Source organism: Exiguobacterium sp. E4787 (assembly GCF_018618375.1).
Classification (GTDB): domain Bacteria; phylum Bacillota; class Bacilli; order Exiguobacteriales; family Exiguobacteriaceae; genus Exiguobacterium; species Exiguobacterium chiriqhucha.
Map to the genome: position 1 here is coordinate 334710 of NZ_JACSLY010000001.1, position 17419 is coordinate 352128.

Annotated in this window: 17 protein-coding genes and 1 pseudogene; 7 read left to right on the forward strand and 11 right to left on the reverse strand. The window is 51.7% G+C overall.

The window, feature by feature from the left end; translation table 11 throughout:
* The first annotated feature begins 81 nt into the window (after positions 1 to 81).
* Positions 82 to 273, forward strand: coding sequence for a YtzJ family protein (locus tag KNP80_RS01745; protein WP_021065615.1), 192 nt, complete (start codon positions 82 to 84; stop codon positions 271 to 273).
* An 18-nt stretch (positions 274 to 291) separates the two neighbouring features.
* On the opposite strand, the gene KNP80_RS01750 is transcribed toward KNP80_RS01745, so the two are convergent.
* Positions 292 to 1257, reverse strand: a complete 966-nt coding sequence (locus KNP80_RS01750) for a DHH family phosphoesterase (protein WP_214717527.1) — start codon at positions 1255 to 1257, stop codon at positions 292 to 294.
* 77 nt (positions 1258 to 1334) lie between these two features.
* Between KNP80_RS01750 and KNP80_RS01755 the strand changes: the two genes are divergently transcribed.
* Positions 1335 to 1649: a YtpI family protein gene (locus KNP80_RS01755; protein ID WP_251128808.1), complete on the forward strand. Its 315-nt coding sequence runs from the start codon at positions 1335 to 1337 to the stop codon at positions 1647 to 1649.
* Positions 1650 to 1693: 44 nt separating this feature from the next.
* On the opposite strand, the gene KNP80_RS01760 is transcribed toward KNP80_RS01755, so the two are convergent.
* Positions 1694 to 3004, reverse strand: coding sequence for a DRTGG domain-containing protein (locus KNP80_RS01760; RefSeq protein ID WP_021065612.1), 1311 nt, complete (start codon positions 3002 to 3004; stop codon positions 1694 to 1696).
* A gap of 161 nt (positions 3005 to 3165) precedes the next feature.
* Here KNP80_RS01760 and KNP80_RS01765 point away from each other — a divergent pair, with 161 nt between their 5' ends.
* Positions 3166 to 4263, forward strand: coding sequence for a M24 family metallopeptidase (locus KNP80_RS01765; RefSeq protein WP_214717529.1), 1098 nt, complete (start codon positions 3166 to 3168; stop codon positions 4261 to 4263).
* 43 nt (positions 4264 to 4306) lie between these two features.
* Here the strand turns inward: KNP80_RS01765 and KNP80_RS01770 are convergent, their stop codons facing one another.
* Positions 4307 to 5029 (reverse strand): metallophosphoesterase family protein, encoded by a 723-nt coding sequence (locus tag KNP80_RS01770; RefSeq protein ID WP_214831907.1) that lies wholly within the window; start codon positions 5027 to 5029, stop codon positions 4307 to 4309.
* A gap of 12 nt (positions 5030 to 5041) precedes the next feature.
* A complete protein-coding gene (locus KNP80_RS01775) occupies positions 5042 to 5767 on the reverse strand; it encodes an SDR family oxidoreductase (RefSeq protein ID WP_214717531.1) in 726 nt (241 codons plus the stop codon).
* 183 nt (positions 5768 to 5950) lie between these two features.
* On the opposite strand from KNP80_RS01775, the gene KNP80_RS01780 reads away from it, so the two are divergent.
* The gene (locus tag KNP80_RS01780) at positions 5951 to 6388 is read left to right on the forward strand and encodes a universal stress protein (RefSeq protein WP_021065608.1); all 438 of its coding nucleotides are present in this window, start codon (positions 5951 to 5953) and stop codon (positions 6386 to 6388) included.
* Between the two features lie 48 nt (positions 6389 to 6436).
* Here the strand turns inward: KNP80_RS01780 and KNP80_RS01785 are convergent.
* The 5 genes and pseudogenes from KNP80_RS01785 to tpx all read right to left on the reverse strand — a co-directional run bounded on the left by KNP80_RS01785 (position 6437) and on the right by tpx (position 11470).
* Positions 6437 to 7486, reverse strand: a pseudogene (locus KNP80_RS01785) (serine hydrolase domain-containing protein).
* Positions 7487 to 7615: 129 nt separating this feature from the next.
* Complete coding sequence (locus tag KNP80_RS01790; protein WP_214717535.1) at positions 7616 to 8224, reverse strand: 3D domain-containing protein; 609 nt, start codon at positions 8222 to 8224, stop codon at positions 7616 to 7618.
* Positions 8225 to 8656: 432 nt separating this feature from the next.
* Complete coding sequence (locus tag KNP80_RS01795) at positions 8657 to 9868, reverse strand: acetate kinase (RefSeq protein ID WP_214717537.1); 1212 nt, start codon at positions 9866 to 9868, stop codon at positions 8657 to 8659.
* Positions 9869 to 9994: 126 nt separating this feature from the next.
* Positions 9995 to 10882 carry a class I SAM-dependent methyltransferase gene (locus KNP80_RS01800; RefSeq protein ID WP_058764001.1) on the reverse strand — a complete coding sequence of 296 codons (888 nt, stop codon included), beginning with the start codon at positions 10880 to 10882 and terminating at the stop codon, positions 9995 to 9997.
* Positions 10883 to 10981: 99 nt separating this feature from the next.
* Positions 10982 to 11470 carry a thiol peroxidase gene (tpx, locus tag KNP80_RS01805; protein WP_021065603.1) on the reverse strand — a complete coding sequence of 163 codons (489 nt, stop codon included), beginning with the start codon at positions 11468 to 11470 and terminating at the stop codon, positions 10982 to 10984.
* Between the two features lie 155 nt (positions 11471 to 11625).
* Between tpx and KNP80_RS01810 the strand changes: the two genes are divergently transcribed.
* Positions 11626 to 12444 carry an NAD kinase gene (locus KNP80_RS01810; RefSeq protein ID WP_031199840.1) on the forward strand — a complete coding sequence of 273 codons (819 nt, stop codon included), beginning with the start codon at positions 11626 to 11628 and terminating at the stop codon, positions 12442 to 12444.
* A 43-nt stretch (positions 12445 to 12487) separates the two neighbouring features.
* On the opposite strand, the gene KNP80_RS01815 is transcribed toward KNP80_RS01810, so the two are convergent.
* Positions 12488 to 14059: an amidohydrolase gene (locus tag KNP80_RS01815; protein ID WP_214833437.1), complete on the reverse strand. Its 1572-nt coding sequence runs from the start codon at positions 14057 to 14059 to the stop codon at positions 12488 to 12490.
* A 74-nt stretch (positions 14060 to 14133) separates the two neighbouring features.
* Positions 14134 to 15864 carry a septation ring formation regulator EzrA gene (gene ezrA / locus KNP80_RS01820; RefSeq protein ID WP_214831909.1) on the reverse strand — a complete coding sequence of 577 codons (1731 nt, stop codon included), beginning with the start codon at positions 15862 to 15864 and terminating at the stop codon, positions 14134 to 14136.
* A 236-nt stretch (positions 15865 to 16100) separates the two neighbouring features.
* Here ezrA and KNP80_RS01825 point away from each other — a divergent pair, with 236 nt between their 5' ends.
* Positions 16101 to 16583, forward strand: coding sequence for a GAF domain-containing protein (locus KNP80_RS01825; RefSeq protein WP_131437138.1), 483 nt, complete (start codon positions 16101 to 16103; stop codon positions 16581 to 16583).
* Positions 16584 to 16805: 222 nt separating this feature from the next.
* Positions 16806 to 17405 carry a 30S ribosomal protein S4 gene (rpsD, locus tag KNP80_RS01830; protein ID WP_029595169.1) on the forward strand — a complete coding sequence of 200 codons (600 nt, stop codon included), beginning with the start codon at positions 16806 to 16808 and terminating at the stop codon, positions 17403 to 17405.
* Positions 17406 to 17419: the final 14 nt, after the last annotated feature.

Consider the following 17419-nt stretch of genomic DNA (forward strand, 5'->3'; position numbering starts at 1 on the left):
CACAATTGTCAAACTCATTTTGGCACTTGTCTGATACAATAATTATAGACAAAACTTCTCCTAAAAGGGGGTATAAACCGTATGATTATTAATCGGGGTAAAATCGCACGTGACAAGCTAGAGAATTTACAGAACGGCCAGACCGTCTTCGCCGACAGTCCGGAGATTATCGAACGACTCCGACGTTATATCACCGAGTATCAACTCGATGTCGTCGAGGATGTGACCGACCGTGGTACGTGGTTCATTCCACAAGAAGAGGATAAACGCTGAAGAGAGCTGACCAACCGGTCAGCTCTCTTCTGTTTCGAACGTGAACGGGGCCGCGACTTCATCGAGCGCCGCGATCACCTCGTCCATCTCTTCCCACTTGTCAATCGTGGCACCGGCGGCCATCGGATGACCACCGCCGCGATAGCGTTTCGCCACTTCGTTGATGACCGGTCCTTTCGAACGGATCCGGACACGAATCTCGTCCTTGTTCTCGACGAACATGACCCAACACTTCAGCCCTTCGAGGCCAGAGAAGCTGTTGACGAGCAACGACGCCGCTTCCGGTGTCGCATGGAACGTGCGCAAGACGTCTGCATCGATTTTGACGTAGCCAACACCCGCGTCGGTCACAATGACGTTTTGTAAGACATAGCCTTGGAGTTGCAACGTCGCCAAATTCGTCTTATACATTTGACGATACAGCCGGTTCGTATCGATACCATGGTTAATCAGTTCGGCCGCGACTTCGAACGTACGTGGCGTCGCGTTGCGGAACTGGAACCGTCCCGTGTCGCCTACGATTCCGGCGAACAACAAGAATGCGGACGCCTCGTCAAGTTCAAGCCCCCAAATCCCTGCAAGTTCAGCAATCATCTCTGAGGTTGAACTAACGGTCGTGTCGACGATTTGATGGGTCGCATACGCATCCTCGTCAGGGTGGTGGTCAATTTTGACGACGGTTTTGCCGGTCAAGGCGTGCGGCCCATCGATTCGTTCATGGTTAGCCGTATCGAGCACGATGACGAGCGCCTCTTGATACATCTCCGGTTCGACATGCTCCATCTTACCTAAAAACTCTAAATCACGGACGATACCGCCGACGACATAGACCTGTTTTTCCGGATAGGCGACTTCAAGAATCCGCTTTAATCCGAGCTGACTCCCGAGCGCGTCAGGGTCGGGACGGACGTGTCGATGAATCATAATCGTGTCCGCCGCTTCAATCAATTTCAATATCGTTGCTGCCTCTGGCCAATGTGCCATTGCCATTCCTCGCTTTCTTGAACACTATTCTATGGTATGATGATAACAGATTACACGTCTGAAAGGGGTTTCTTCACTTGGGTCAATTAGTTATGATCGGACTCATTCTGTTTTCGTTAGGTGCTTACTTCGTTTCCAAACGACGCGCTTATTTGACGAAGACACCGTACCGGAAAGCACTGTTCAACACGCAAGCGCTCATCTGGCTGAGCATGTTTCTCGCACTCTTCGCCATCAACCAAATGGTTGGCGGACTCGGGCTCGGCTCGACGATCGGTTGGATCGTCAGCATCGCTATGCTCGTCTTGGGTGTCGGCAACGCCATCGTCGGGTTCATTCGCTATCGTAAAATCTATCCGCTCGCTAGCGAAGAGCCAATCAACCAATCATAAGAGAAATAGAAACGAGCTGATGATGGCATCAGCTCGTTTTTTTGTTAGCGGTCAATCAATTGCGCTGTGACGAGCGCCTTGGCGACGAGTTGGGTGCCTTGTGTCATCTCGACATCGACTTTCCCGAACTTCCGGCCAAGGTCGAACACGTTGGCCGAGACGCGAATTTGGCTCTCGATTTGAATCGGTTTCATAAAGTAGACCGTAATATTTTCGACGACGAGGTCGCCTTTTTTCATATGACGTAGACTGCGGGTCGCTCCTTCGACGAGCAACGTCGTCAACACCCCTGACGATGCCGTCCCCATGTGGCTCGTCATCTGTGGCGCGACCTCGACGGTGAACGCCGTCCCGTTCGAAGCTGGGTCTTCTTTCAACTGATTCGTGATCATATTGTCGAACGTCTCGCCGACTTGCGGTTGGCGGTTGGCGAGTTGGAGCGCCTTCAACACGTCTTGGCGGCTGATGATACCGAGCAGACGGCCATAGTTGTCGACGACCGGGAGCATCTCGATGCCTTCCCAAACCATTTGGTGAGCCGCATTGGTGACGCTCGTCTGAACGCCGACCGTGATTGGGCTCTTCGTCATCACTTTCTCGATTTCGGTGTCGTGCGGACGGTCGAGCAAGTCTTTCGCCGTGATGACGCCGACGACTTTCATCTGCTCGTCGATGACGGGATAACGGTTATGTTTCGTCCGTTCGTTCAGTTCGTGCCACCGTTTGACCGTATCGTCCACTTTCAAATAGAACGTGTCGTGCAGCGGGATGACGATATCCGAGACGAGTAGAATCTCTTTTTTAATCAAGCGGTCATAGATGGCCCGGTTGATCATCGTCGCGACGGTGAAACTGTCATACGACGTCGAGATGACCGGCATGTGATACTTATCGGCCATTCGTTTCACTTCATCGGTCGTGTCGAATCCCCCCGTGATCAACACGGCGCCACCGGACTGGAGCACAAGTTCATGCGCCTTTTCCCGGTTTCCGATGATGACGAGTGAGTCGACGTCGATATATCGCATCATCGCCTCAAGCTTCATCGCCCCGATGACGAACTTCGAGAGCGTTTTATGGAGCCCGTCTCGGCCACCGAGCACTTGTCCGTCGACGATATTGACGACTTCTGCGAACGTCAGCTTCTCAATATTCTCTTTATGTTTACGCTTGATGCGAATGGTGCCGACCCGTTCAATCGTCGAGACGAAGCCTAAATTCTCCGCTTCTTTGATGGCCCGATACGCCGTTCCTTCTGATACTGCCAATTCCTTCGCGATTTGGCGGACCGAAATTTTAGATCCGACATCGAGCGACTCGATATGTGCTATGATCTGTTCATGTTTTGTTGTCATGTCACGAGTCCCTTTCCTCAATACATTTTCTGTCATCTTCAGTATACTGTATCAGTCTTCCTTCTTCAAACTGTACTACTGAAAATGTGACATTTCCTTTCCGTTTTGGAAAACGGTATAATGAAACAGAACGCCAATGAACGAGAAGGAAGGGAAACGAGTTGAATCAACGAACCAACCATATTGCACAATCTTTGGCCACTAAAGGGTTAGACGCTGCTTTTGTCACGTCGAAAGCATCGGTCTTTTATTTTTCGGGAGTATATGCCGAGGCACATGAGCGGCTCATCGCCATCCTCGTCTTAAAGAACGGCACGACCGCTCTCGTCTGTCCGGCACTTGAAAAAGGCATTGTCGAGGCGAGCGACTGGAATGGCGATATCGTCACGTACATGGACCACGAAAATCCATGGGACAAAGTCGTCAAACTGTTCCTCGACCAACAGATTATCCCCGAGCGCATCGGGATTGAAGGCGAGCATTTGACCTACAACCGTGTCGAACAGCTCCGGGCCGGCTTTGCCGGTCTCTCGATCATCGACTTGACCGAAGAGCTTCAGGCGCTTCGCATGATCAAGTCTCCGGACGAGGTCCGCCTGATGAAACGCGCCGCCGAACTCGCTGATATGGCGATTGAGGCAGGAATTCGCGCCTTGCGTGAAGGCGTGACCGAGCTCGAGGTCATCGCCGAGATCGAATATGCGATGAAGAAACAAGGTGTCCGCGAGATGTCGTTCGACACACTCGTCTTGTTCGGCGAGAACAGTGCCGATCCGCACGGCGTACCCGGCAATAACCGCTTGAAGAAAGGCGACTTCGCCTTGTTCGACCTCGGTGTCATTTGGCAAGGCTATGCCTCGGATATCACGCGTACCGTCGTCTACGGCGAAGCGAGCACGAAGCAACGTGAAATTTATGAGACCGTCCTTAAGGCCGAAGAAGCCGCCATCGAGATGGCGAACGTCGGGACGACGCTCGGGTCAATCGACATTGCGGCTCGCCAAGTCATCACGTCGGCCGGCTACGGCGAATACTTTACGCATCGCGTCGGACACGGAATCGGCATCGAGGTGCACGAATTCCCGTCGATGGCTGCTAACAATGATATGACGGCCCAAGTCGGGATGACGTTCACCGTCGAACCAGGAATTTATCTCCCTGGCGTCGGCGGCGTCCGCATCGAGGACGATATCGTCATGACCGAGAATGGTCCGATCTTGTTGACGAGTTACCCGAAGACGCTCCAAGAAATCAATTGAGTCACAAAAAAGACCAGCCGTACGCGGCTGGTCTTTTTCACGGTCAATAAAAGAGTCTGAACATGACGTCACGTTGCGGCACATCATTCCGTTCCATCGTTTCCAGAAATGCCCGCTTGTCATAACGGACCGACTGCGGATGGATGGCGAAGCCTGTCTGATCCCACTCGAGGATGCCGTAACGGGCCAAATCGTCACGGGCGACACCGAGCGCACCGGGATTGAAATAATGTTTCGTGTCGTCATGGAACACATGCTCCGGATGATGGTGCCCGAAACAGATGACGTCCGCTTCATAAGACCCGTACAGCGACTGCATGTTCGAGAGCGTCGCCTCGACGATGTCATGGAACGGCTCCTCGGTGATCGGCACGTCCCGCTTCTCGCTCGGGATATGATAATGAATCCCATATACCCGCGTATCCTCGACAACGCGTTCAATCGTACGCGGCAACTTGAAGAGCGCGTCCGCATAGTCAGGCCTGAGCGTGCGCGCCACCCACTCATGATGCGGACGGGTATGGGCATAACTGTCGGGGTGACCCGTCCCGGCCATAAGCGATAAGACGGCCTCATCATGGTTGCCGGTGATCAAGTGTACACCACGGTCGAGCAGACGCGCCATCACTTCGTTCGAGTCGGGCCCCATCGCGATCATATCGCCCAAACTCCAAATCTCGTCGACCTGCTGGCAATCGAGCTCGGCCAGCACCGCGTCGAGCGCTTGGACGTTTCCATGGATATCGGTCAACATGGCCAATTTCATGCGGTTTCCCCCTTATTTTCGGTATTGATGGACGACGTTGACGCCTCCGGTCACATCGATGATGGCACCTGTGACCATATCGGAATTGCGGGCGAGCAGGAATAGAATCATGCGGGCGATGTCTTCGCCCGTCCCGTGTCGTCCGACCGGGGTCTGGTCGTCCGGTTCGGCCGCTTCGATTCGCATTTCTTTTTGCGCGCCGACGATATTGCCCGGGTTAATCATATTGGCTGTGATGCCGTGTGCCGCTTCCTCGAGTGCGACCGATTTCGTCAAACTGACGAGCCCGGTTTTGGCGGCCGCGAAAGCCGACCGATGAACCCAGCCCGGTGCCGTCCCACTCTCCGGGAAGCCATATGTGATGATGCGGCCGAATCGTTTTGCCCGCATACTCGGGATAGCCCGGCGCATCAGCCAAAACGAGGCTGACAAATTGCCGCTGATGACCTCGTCCCACTCCTCGTCCGTCAAATCGACGAGACACTTCCGTTCGAAGATGTAAGGCCCGGCGTTCAAGATGAGCGCGTCCGGCTCTCCGAATTTGGCCACCGCCTCTTCATAGCCACTCAGAACAGCTTCGCGGTCCGTCAACGGGGCCTCGACCATATGTAACCGTTCATGTTGCCAATTGATCGGCTTCCGCTGCAATACACTGACGTGCCAACCTTCCTCCAATAATCGTTCCGTCACAATGCGGCCGATCCCTTTCGCACCGGCCGTGATGACTACATGTTTCATCGTCATCCCTCCTCTGTATCATCTTACCCGTTCCGCTTGCCCATTTCCAAACTTCAACCTGTTCCATCAGAAAGTTGTGAAAATTTCACACATTTCTGAAAGAACCGGGCGTGAATTGAAGCAGAAGTGGTATACTATACATGTAAGCCGCACGTACATTTCAAGCGAAAGGTTGGGATTTACATGGCAATTGTCTACAAACATATTCTATCTGCCGTCGACGGCTCGAAAGAGGCCGAACGTGCATTTGAAACAGCAATCGACGTCGCACTTCGAAACGATGGCAAACTGTATATCGGACACGTCATCGATACACGGACATTCGCCACGGTTGAAGCGTACGACCGGACGATTACCGAGCGTGCTGAGACGTATGCGAAAGAACTGCTCGAGGACTACGTCAATCGCGCGAAAGAACGAGGTGTCAAAGAAGTGGAGACGGTCATCGAGTACGGCTCTCCGAAAGTGACGATCGCTAAAAAAATCGCACCGAATCACGACATTGATCTCATCATCTGTGGAGCAACCGGGTTGAACGCCGTCGAACGCTTCTTCATCGGTAGCGTCTCTGAAAGCATCGTCCGCTACTCGAAGTGTGACGTTCTCATTGTCCGCCAATAACAAGCCAAGGGCCAGCGCGCACGCGTTGGCCCTTTCGTGTGGGGTTGCTTATGATATCGGGTTGTCGGTCGGCCGAAGCGTCTCAGCCGCCAGATTGCTGAACTCGCGAAGATAATCGAGATAGCGGTCGCCCCCATAGTTATAGCGTTTGTTATACATCCTGACAACGACGGCTCGATAGGCGGGAATGACCAATAGCAATGGTCCGGTGTTCCCGAGGATTTGATACGACCCTGTCGGTACAGCCTCCCCTAGTTCGCTCCACGCTTTCGGCACGCCTTGGACATACCAGAACAGCCCGTTTGTCGGGAACGTTGAATTGGCATACTCGGGACTTTGAATCGAGGTCGCGAGACGAATCACTTCTTCCGGCACAATCTGAACGCCTCGATGACGTCCGTTATTCAAATGAAGATTGCCCCATGCAGCGAATTCTCGCGCAGTCGTATGTAGATTCGACCCCATCCCATCATCAAAAGGATACAACTTATACGACGCTTCCTCGTCAGGAACGTCCACGACTTTGACAAGACTCGGTGCCGCACGAGTCGCCCATTCCGTTCGTGAGAGTCCCATCGGCTGAAACACCCGCTCTCTTAATAAGTGAGTGAAATCATATCCGTACAACCGTTTAAACAAATTCGTCACGATTTCGACGTTCACACCCTGATATGCCCATCCCTCACCTGCATCGAACTCACGAAATACCAAACCCGTCTCATCCTAGTTCAATCCGTGCGAGTGCGTGACCAAATGCCGAATCGTCGTCCCTCGAAACGTGCCCACGTCATACTCGTCAAAATAATCAGAGACCAAATCATCGAGATGCCGAATCTTTCCTTCATACAACGCATAGGCAATCGCCAGTCCCAAATAGCTTTTACGGGCCGAAGCGACGTTGAACATCGAATTGACGTCAACCACTTTTGAATCATGATTCGAATGGAAGCCGTCATAATGTTCGAACACGATGCGATCGTCTTGCAGGACTAGCAGCGCGGCGGCACTGCTTTGATTGAGGTGCTGAATATCTTTTACATATGAGATCAATGCACTGTAAGTCGTCTCCACGTCACCTTCCCCCCTTTCAACCTGCATACGGTCTTCTCGACAACCATTCAATTTCCTTCTACTCAAGTTGCCACACCTCGATCTTCATCCGGTGCAATCCGTTTCAGCGAATCAAAAAAAGGGCCACCGCAAATGCGATAGCCCCTCGTTCACGTATTATAACACTTTGACAGTCACTGTTTTGCGACCGAATTTAAGAGCCGCACTTTGCGAGTACATCAAGATGTCGATTTTGTTACCTTTGATGGCGCCGCCTGCATCAGCCGCTGTATATGTGCCCATCAACTTTCCTGCGACATATACTTGTACTTTCTTACCAAGCGGGATGACGCGCGGATCGACAGCGATGACGTTACGTTTTTGCGCACGTACGTTCCAGCCTAGCGCCGTAACGCCTGAACATCCTTTGCAATATGGTGTGTAAGCTGAAGCATTCATTTTATACGTTTTAGACTTCATACTGGTTTTTGCTACCGACTTCGCAGATTTCTTTACTGCTTTTAAGTATTTAGCAGAGACCCAACCCGTTTTCCCTTTATAGTTGACGCGAATCCAAGCTCCTTTTGAGCCAGTACGCTGAAGTTGTTGTCCTTTATTGATCTTCCCAATCACTTTACCGCTGAGCGTCCCTGCCGAGCGGACGTTCAATCCGTTGACTTGGCTTTGTACGTATACTTTTGAAGACGCCTCAACTTGTTGTTGGGGTAAGAGCATAGCGAGTGTCATGACCGTCAGTAGTAAGACCGTTCCAATTTTTTTGAGCATGTGGTTTGTCCTCTCCTAGTCGGTTTGTTCGTAGTAAGTTCGTGTTGTCGAATCTGTGGTGCTGTTCCAGTTGAAACATGTCGTATCGATTACGGAATGTTTCGTCCAGATAACTATATGACGAATCGCATGACCGTGCGTTTACAACTAAAATTCATTTGAGTGTCAGCTAAGTTACGATTACATTACAAAACCGTCATCCTTTAAGCCTGGATGACGGTTTAAATAAAATTCTTTAGGTTTCGTCATATCAATTCCCAATTAAAGGAATAAATATATCTGCTTTGTTACGGAAACCATGTTTTCTTACGCCAAATGTTACAAACAATCACTTTCGATTCGGTCCATCGTCACAAAACCATCTCGTGCCGTATGCCAAAAGCACTAAAAAACGCCCGTGCCGGATGAATCCGGCACGGACGCTGTAACAGCTTAAACGTGTGATTCGACGAGGTTGGCGATGCGAACAGTATCGCGTGCGATGACCAATTCTTCGTTCGTCGGGATAATGATGACTTTGACCGGTGAGTGCGGGTAGTTGATGAACAACTCTTTGCCACGTGCTCCGTTGTTGAGTGATGGATCCCAGTAGACGCCCATGAACTCAAGGCCACGAAGGATGCGCTCACGGATGACGTCAGAGTTTTCTCCGACACCAGCTGTGAAGATGATCGCATCGACACCGTTCATCTCTGCCGCATATTGACCGATATAACCGTGGATGCGGTTCGAGAAGATTTTGAGCGAGACTTCGGCACGGTGGTTGCCTTCAGCCGCTGCTTGCTCGATGTCACGCAAGTCACTCGAGATACCCGAGAGACCGTAGACACCTGACTCTTTGTTCATGACGTTCAATACGTCTTCAGCCGACTTGCCAGTCTTCTGCATCAAGAACGGGATGAGGGCCGGGTCAAGTGATCCCGAGCGTGTTCCCATCGTGATTCCTTCGAGTGGCGTGAAGCCCATCGTCGTGTCGATCGAACGACCACCGGCAACCGCTGCGATTGAAGCACCGCTACCGAGGTGGCACGAGATTAAACGAAGGTCTTCAAGCGGACGACCGAGAAGCTCTGCCGCACGTTGCGTGACGTACTTGTGGCTCGTTCCGTGGAAACCGTACTTCCGGACGCCGTGCTCCGTGTAGTACTCATACGGAAGGCTGTACAAGAAGTTCTCTTCTGGCATCGACTGGTGGAACGCCGTGTCGAAGACCGCGACTTGCGGTACGTTCGGTAAAATCGTTTGAAACGCACGAATCCCCGTCAAGTTTGGCGGGATGTGGAGCGGTCCGAGTTCGACGAACGATTCGATGTTCTTCATGACTTCATCGTCGATAACGACCGAATCCGCGTACAACTCTTTTCCATGAAGGACACGGTGACCGACGCCTGCGATTTCGTCGAACGACTGAATAACATCAAGGTCAATCAATTTTTCGAGCGAGAGCTCGACCGCTTCTTTATGTGAATGAAGCGGTGTGACGATATGGAACTTTTGTCCTTCGCCATATTTAATCGTGAAGATCGCATCTTCTTTTCCGACACGCTCGACGAGCCCGACGGCGAGCATCTTCTCAGATGGCATTTCGAGAAGTTGGAACTTTAATGACGAACTACCTGCGTTGACTGCCATAATTTTTGTCATGTCATACACCTCTTACCTTTCGATTTAAACACGAGTCTTTATCTGTTCTCTTAAAAACCGATAACTGTATCATAATGAAGATACTTGATATGGCATATGTTTTTCAAGTCTTTTGCCCAATAAAAATTATGTTGTTTTAAACCAATCATCAATCTGTTTCACAATATTGGCAACAGCACGTACATCCGTGAACGATGGCAACTCGACGAGGAGTGCTTGTTTCGGGCGTTTGACGCCTTCCCCAAGCTTTTGTAACATCAATAGGCTTTTCGCATACCGCTCATCTTTGAACATCGTCGTCGGCAATTGAAGAACACCTTTGACGACGGCCTCACGGTCCATCCACTGTTTTAATTTCCCTTCGTCATCCTGTTCAAACAAATTGTTCGGGATGACAAAGATCCCGTGACCGCCTGGTTTCAAGTGACGCATCGCCTGCTCGATCAACAAGAAGTGCGAGTAAGAATGGCCTTCATCCCGTTTCAAGGCGTAGCCGGATGCCATGTCGTCGTTCGGATAATAGCCGATCGGCAAATCGACGAGCGCTAAGTCGCTCGGCTCGACGAATAGCGGTGCGAGTGCGTCTTGATGGAAGTACGAAACCGGCTTACCGAGCAAGTTGCTGATTGCGTACGACAGGCGAAGCATCGTCTCGTCGACTTCAACCGCCTGCGCGGTGGCATCTTTCAATTGTGTCAACACGGCGTGGACGAGCGTGCCCGTTCCGCTGCCGAGTTCCAGCACGTTCGCCCCGTCCTTGACGAGCTTCGTCGCCAAGTACCCGATGAACAGGCTGACGGCGTCCGGTGTCGGTTGATGGTTCGGCGGGAGTGTCGTCGTCTCCTCGAGGACGAGCAGACTGACGGCTTTGCGGACATCATCCGTTTTCTCCTGTTCGACATTGACTCGCTCAAACACTTCAATCAATGCCTCGAGCGGCAATAAGTCAAGGTCTGTCGTCAGCTTCTTCGCTTCTTTCTTCCAATCCCGATACAGTTGTTCAAATCGTTCCATCTTCGATCATCCTTTCCATACAAAACCGGCCCTCTTGTGGAGAGCCGGTCGGTTCACTTCTATTAGTGTAAGCGATTCGTGGTCGTTTCGCCAAGCGAATCAGTTCGCAGCGTCAAACGCCTCGAGCGCCGCATCGAAATCAACTTCCTCTGTCATCTCATCCATGTACTGGACATACTGGACCGTACCGGCCGAGTCGATGACGAATACCGAACGTGCGAGAAGACGGAGTTCTTCCATCAATACGCCGTACGATTTCGCGAACGATTGGTCGCGGTGATCCGATAACATGACGACATTATCAAGTCCTGACGCCGCACACCAGCGACGCTGTGCGAACGGTAAGTCGTTTGACACCGTCAAGACGGTACCGCCGAGCGATGACGCCTTCTCGTTGAATGCGCGTGTTTGCGTGTCACAGACACCTGTGTCGATCGATGGAACGACACTAATCAATTTCTTGCCTGGGTATGACGCGAGCGTCACCTCTTCAAGTGCCGTCGTGAGCGCTGTAAAGTCCGGTGCAGTATCTCCGACTTTGACCGGGTTCCCTTGCAGTGTAACGGTATTGCCTTTAAATGTTGGCATCGTTTCATCCCCTTTTGCATGATTTATACTTCTTCATCATAGCGATGGCGCCGTCTCGATGACAAGCATCCTGCCTCAGACGGCCTGATTGTGATTTTCCCTATATCGAGCGTCTAAAACGCTGTATAATGAAAGAGACTCAATTGACAAAGGGGATGACTAGGATGAGAAACAACGTTTTTTTGTACCATCGTAACGTCAACGACTTTACAAAAGAAGTAAAAAAATTAATCGAAATCGGTGAGAAATACGGCTTCAACGTCGTCAATCGCCCTGAAGACGCCAACATCATCGTCGCCATCGGGGGAGATGGCGCGTTCTTGCAGGCTGTCCGCTATACGGGATTCCGTCAAGATGCCATTTACGTCGGGTTTGGCCGCGGCTTGAACGAGTTTTATTGCGATTTCGATATACATAAACTCGACGAAGTCGATCGCTTGTTCTCGGACAACAGCGCCCGTATCGAAGCCGGTCTCGAGGTGCGGAAATACCCGCTCTTGTCGGCATCCATCAATGAATCGACTCCGATGCTTTGTTTGAACGAAGCCTCAATCAAGTCGAGTATCATCAAATCGCTCGCCATCGAAGTGTACATCGACGACCTCCATTTCGAGACGTTCCGCGGCGACGGCATGGTCGTCTCGACACCGACCGGCTCGACAGCGTACAACAAATCACTCGACGGCGCTATCGTCGATCCGCTCATCCCATGTATGCAAGTGAGCGAGATCGCCTCGGTGAACAACAATCGTTACCGCACGCTCGGCTCTTCGTTCATCGTGCACGACTCGCGCAAACTCTCGCTCCGCATCGTTGAGGATGGGAACGACTATCCGATTATCGGCATGGACAACGAGGCGCTCAGCTTGAAATATACAGACCGCATCGATATCGAACTTTCTGATCAGGTCATTAAGACCGTCAAACTGAAAAACAACTCGTTCTGGCACAAAGTCCAGCGTTCATTTTTCTAAACGACAAAAGGCTAGCCGTCCCTCGTGGATGGCTAGCCTTTCCTTATGCGTTGACGACATTGGCCTCGTATACCGGCGTCCCCTCGACGACCGTCATGACGAGTCGATTGTCGAGGATGTCGCGTCCACGCAGGTCGAAGAAGTCCTCTTCCCACACCGTGAACGTCGCGTTATAGCTCTGAATCAACAAGCCGTCGCGTCCGTGTGTGCCTGTCGCGACACGCGGTGCATACGTGAAGCTGCGGAGCGCCTCATACATCGATAGGCGTTCCGGCGGGTTGAGCGCCCCCGACTCCTCAAATGACTGACGGGTGACCGCCGCATATAAACCTTTCCGTACATCGACGGTAGAAATCGGGGCGTCACTGCCTCCGAGGACGAGCGCTCCGGTATCGAGCATCGATTTGAAGCGGTAGGCGTCATCGACGCGCTCGTTGCCGAGCCGGTCGAACAACAAGTTCATGTCGTCCGACAAGAAGATCGGTTGGGCATCAATCAACACCGGCAGCGCTTGAATCCGTTTTAAGAGCGCGTCGTTCAAGAGTGAGGCGTGAATGATTCGGTCTCGCGTCCCACGCTTGGCCGGATATTTCTCGAGCAGCGTGATGAACTGTTCGGCGGCGGCGTCCCCAATCACGTGGGCCGCTACGTTCATCCCGTAGGACCGCGCCTTTTTGACAAGCGCCTCGAGATGATCCGGACGATGAACCTCGATTCCCCGCTGTGCCGGATCATCCGTGTACGGTTCCGACAAGAGTGCCGTCCGTCCCCCGAACGATCCGTCGACGAATAATTTCATCGCCCCGAAATCAAAACGCGGGCGCTTGGCGAGCGCGTCGTGACGAATCAACGTATCAACGACTTGTTCATGGACGAGCAGATGCGCGTGGAACGGGAGGTCCGCCAAAACGTCTTCATACGCTTGAATCGTCTCGAGCGGATCACCGTGATAGAACAAGTCTTCCGTATGGGCATTGACGATGCCGTGGGCGAACAGAGAGTCGATGGCCCGGTGGAGCGAGGCGACATTTTTCTCGCGATTTCCGCCCAGCTCTTTGTGGAGCAGGTCGAGCGCCGCATCGTACAGCACCCCGTTCAACTTGCCATCCGCATCGCGTCCGAGCTTCCCGCCTTCGATGACAGTATGATGAATCAAGCCGAGCCGCTCCAATCCTTTCGAGTTGACGACGGCAACGTGACGACAGACCCGTTTCAAGACGACGGGCCGGTCCGGAATGACGGCATCAATCATCTCACGCGTCGGCATCTCGCCAAGCAGACGGTCATTGAACCCTTCCGCGACAATCCAATCGTCGTTACCATCCTTTTGCTTCATCGATTCGAGCAGAGCTTGCAAGTCCGTCGTCTCGGTCGCATCGATCCGGTCGAGCGCTTCCCCGTACCCGATCAAGTGGATGTGTGAGTCGGTGAACGCCGGATAGACGCTCTTCCCTTCAAGATTCACAATCTGCTTGATTCTTCCGGCGTATGTACGACGAAGGTGGCCTTCTTCCCCCATCTTCAAGATCCGGCCGTGCTCCACGTACATGGCACGAGCATGTTCATGCTCTTTGTTCATCGTATAAATCTTTCCGTTAACCCATAGCGTTCCCATCACAAAATTCCTCCTCGATTCAAAAAAGATTGACGTACACGTTAATTCCCGTTTACGTCAATCTTCATGCATCATTATTTTCGTAATAGCTCTTGCTGTTCCAATCCTTTTTCGACGCGTTGGCGAATCTCACGGGCCGCTCCTTCATCGAAACGTCCGAGGACACGCTCGCCAATCTCGACGGCCGTCCCATATTCCCCATGCAAGAACTTGTTCTCGGCGAGCGTCAAAGCGATATGCACCTCGTTGTCGCGACGGCGATAGCGGTTCGCATACTGCAGAAGTTGTTCGGCGTACGTGACTTGGCGCAAGAGTGCTTTGACCCGGTCCCGGAAGTTGTCCATCGTCTCTTCGACGTCGTGGCTGAGGCCGACGATATACGTCATATTAAACGGTGCTTTCTCGAACTGTTCATCCAACGATTGCACGCCTTTTTGCAACTGGCGCATATCGCTCGTCAAATCAGTCGGAACGACCGGCATGGCGCTCTTCGCGAGCAAACGGCGATGGGCCGACAGTTCGCGCTTCCATGACTCGAGTTTGTTGCGGACTTCGAGTTCTTCTTTGCGAAGGGAGTTCGTGTTCTCGATGAACCGTTCATGCATCGCACTGAACTGATCGAGCGAACGTTTCGCTTCTTGTACTTTTGATTTAATCATGCTGAACGGAATCATCTGGGCGACGAGCGCCTGTTCGATGTCGAGTACGTTCGCCGTGAGCGTCGCACGCTCCCGTTCGAGCTGTTCAAACTCTTCGCCGACACGGGCATTAATCTCGTAATTGCTGACGAGGCGGGTCATCTCTTGATGGAGACGAGCCATGACTTCACTCGTCTGGCGGTCACGTTCTTTCACGGTCGCGAATTCTTTTTTCACGTATTGGCGTGCATCGACTTCGGTCCGGAACGCTTCGAACAGCTGATCGATGTCCGAGCTGAGCTGTTGCATGTCCATCTCGAAATGAGCGAAGTCGAGTTGTTCAATCCGGTCCATGAGCGCGGCCCGGCGATCTTCCGCTTGCTCGATCTCTTCCATTAAACCGAGCGGCTCAAGCGCGTAGCCGTCCATTTGCATCTCTTTATGACCCGAGCGCAACTGGTTGAGCTGTTGTTTCAAATCGATTTGCACCGTGCGCACGAACTGCGGGATGACGCCGACGAGTTCACGAATCTTCGTCACTTTCTCAGACAAGACTTGGCCGGCGATATACGCCTCAGATACTTGTCCTTCTTGCTTCAACGTGATCATCTCGGTCCGCTTCGCTTCCGCTGCCGCGATTTCAGACTCGACGAGCTCGTATGTCGGGCCAAACGCACTGTTTTGGGCGACGAGTGTCTTCCGGAATTGATACAACTCTTTCTCGTCTTTTTTGACGATATCGAGAAGCGACGAATGGTGTTGATTGAACTCATCCATCTCATCGAGCATGGCGTGTACCATCGACTCGAGCTCTTCAATCAACTGTTCCGTCGCGTTCAAATCGGATTTCACTTTAAGGAAGCGATATTTGTCCAAATCTTCTTCGGCATGATAGAGCGCCTCATCGATTTGTCCCGTATGTACGCTGACGAGTTCGTCCCACGACTGATGCCATCGTTCGAACTTTTCTTTCGTCTCGCCTTCCATCGGCCATTGTTTGAACTTCTGCAGTTCAGCCGGCACACTGGCGCTGAGCACACTTTGTTTGCGCATGTCTAAATCATCAATTTTCTGGTAAAAATTCCTTCGTACGAGCATGCTTCCCAGCATGGCCCCTAATGCGATGACAATGATTCCAATTAAAATTCCGTAGATTCCGTAATCCATCTCTGTCACAACCTCCAAGCCGCTTTCATGGACTTATGTATCTAAATGAATAAATGAAGTATTTTATGAGTATAGATAATACTAATCATATTATAGAACCAATGATTTGCATAGGTTTTCCAACGGTTTAGGGAGAGAATGTTGTTTTTCACGCGAATCTTTTAAGAAGACAAACCGAAAAAATGCGTGTACCATAATGCTAATTCATCATGCATTCATTCATAGGAGGGAATCAAATGTTTCAAACAACGACTTACACTGGCGACTTGGCCGCCGGGTACGACCTACTCAATAAACAGCTGGCAGCACTTTTAGAAGGCGAGACGAACCGTGTCGCCAACCTATCGAACGCGAGCGCATTGCTTAACCAGTTCCTCGACCGCATCAACTGGGTCGGCTTCTATTTAACAGAGGGAGAAGATGCCCTCATCCTCGGACCGTTCCAAGGCCTTCCGGCTTGTGTCCATATCGCGTTCGGTAAAGGAGTTTGCGGCACTGCGGCCTCGACGCAAGAGACGCAACTCATTGCAGACGTTCATCAATTCCCTGGCCATATCGCTTGTGATGCGGCTTCTAACTCAGAAATCGTCGTCCCGCTCGTTCGCGACGGCAAGACGATCGGTGTCCTCGATATCGACAGCCCCGAGTTCGACCGCTTCTCAGATGTCGACCGCCAAGGGCTCGAGCAATTTTGCCAGACATTACTTCGCTTCATCTGATTGACAAGCGAATCGTTTCGTCGTATACTGATTTTTGTGCATGAAATGACGATAGCAGTCATTGACAGACGTATCCACCTTTCGGGCCTCGACTGAGTCGGAGGAGCATCTCGTAGCTTCGCTATCAAGTGAAGGTGCTTGAACCTAGAAAGGGGCGTCACCCGTCTTTGACATCGTTGTTCTTTTGTGCAAAATACATGAACAACAAGGAGGAGTCCAAACATGGCTCGTTACACAGGTCCAGCTTGGAAACTCTCGCGTCGCTTAGGCATCTCGCTTAGCGAAACGGGTAAAGAATTAGCAAAACGTCCTTACGCACCAGGTCAACACGGAAATGGTCGTCGTAAAATCTCTGAATACGGTCTTCAGCTTCAAGCGAAGCAAGCACTCCGTCACATGTACGGAATCAACGAGAAGCAATTCCGTCGCATCTTCAACGATGCTGGGAAAATGCAAGGTATCCACGGTGAGAACTTCATGTTCTTGCTCGAGTCACGCCTTGACAACCTCGTTTACCGTATGGGTCTCGCTCGCACACGTCGCGGAGCGCGCCAACTCGTCAACCACGGTCACATCCAAGTTGACGGTTCACGTGTAGACATCGCGTCTTACCGTGTAAAACCAGGTCAAGTCATCTCAGTTCGCGAGAAGTCTAAAAACTTCAAAGCGATCGCTGAAGCTCTCGAAGTAGCACCAGCTACAAAAGACTACGTCACATTCGATGCTGAGAAGCTCGAAGGTACATTCGTACGTCTTCCTGAGCGCGCTGAATTGAACGACCAAATCAAAGAGCAACTCATCGTTGAGTACTACTCACGTTAATGCTTTTATCTCCT

Excerpts from the sequence above, each read along its gene's own strand:
- KNP80_RS01815 (WP_214833437.1), bottom strand. The coding sequence starts at position 14,059 with ATGGGAACGCTATGGGTTAACGGAAAGATTTATACGATGAACAAAGAG.
- KNP80_RS01825 (WP_131437138.1), top strand. The coding sequence starts at position 16,101 with ATGTTTCAAACAACGACTTACACTGGCGACTTGGCCGCCGGGTACGAC.
- tpx (WP_021065603.1), bottom strand. The coding sequence starts at position 11,470 with ATGCCAACATTTAAAGGCAATACCGTTACACTGCAAGGGAACCCGGTC.
- KNP80_RS01775 (WP_214717531.1), bottom strand. The coding sequence starts at position 5,767 with ATGAAACATGTAGTCATCACGGCCGGTGCGAAAGGGATCGGCCGCATT.
- ezrA (WP_214831909.1), bottom strand. The coding sequence starts at position 15,864 with ATGGATTACGGAATCTACGGAATTTTAATTGGAATCATTGTCATCGCA.
- KNP80_RS01770 (WP_214831907.1), bottom strand. The coding sequence starts at position 5,029 with ATGAAATTGGCCATGTTGACCGATATCCATGGAAACGTCCAAGCGCTC.
- KNP80_RS01800 (WP_058764001.1), bottom strand. The coding sequence starts at position 10,882 with ATGGAACGATTTGAACAACTGTATCGGGATTGGAAGAAAGAAGCGAAG.
- KNP80_RS01790 (WP_214717535.1), bottom strand. The coding sequence starts at position 8,224 with ATGCTCAAAAAAATTGGAACGGTCTTACTACTGACGGTCATGACACTC.
- KNP80_RS01795 (WP_214717537.1), bottom strand. The coding sequence starts at position 9,868 with ATGACAAAAATTATGGCAGTCAACGCAGGTAGTTCGTCATTAAAGTTC.
- rpsD (WP_029595169.1), top strand. The coding sequence starts at position 16,806 with ATGGCTCGTTACACAGGTCCAGCTTGGAAACTCTCGCGTCGCTTAGGC.
- KNP80_RS01750 (WP_214717527.1), bottom strand. The coding sequence starts at position 1,257 with ATGGCACATTGGCCAGAGGCAGCAACGATATTGAAATTGATTGAAGCG.
- KNP80_RS01760 (WP_021065612.1), bottom strand. The coding sequence starts at position 3,004 with ATGACAACAAAACATGAACAGATCATAGCACATATCGAGTCGCTCGAT.
- KNP80_RS01810 (WP_031199840.1), top strand. The coding sequence starts at position 11,626 with ATGACTAGGATGAGAAACAACGTTTTTTTGTACCATCGTAACGTCAAC.
- KNP80_RS01745 (WP_021065615.1), top strand. The coding sequence starts at position 82 with ATGATTATTAATCGGGGTAAAATCGCACGTGACAAGCTAGAGAATTTA.
- KNP80_RS01780 (WP_021065608.1), top strand. The coding sequence starts at position 5,951 with ATGGCAATTGTCTACAAACATATTCTATCTGCCGTCGACGGCTCGAAA.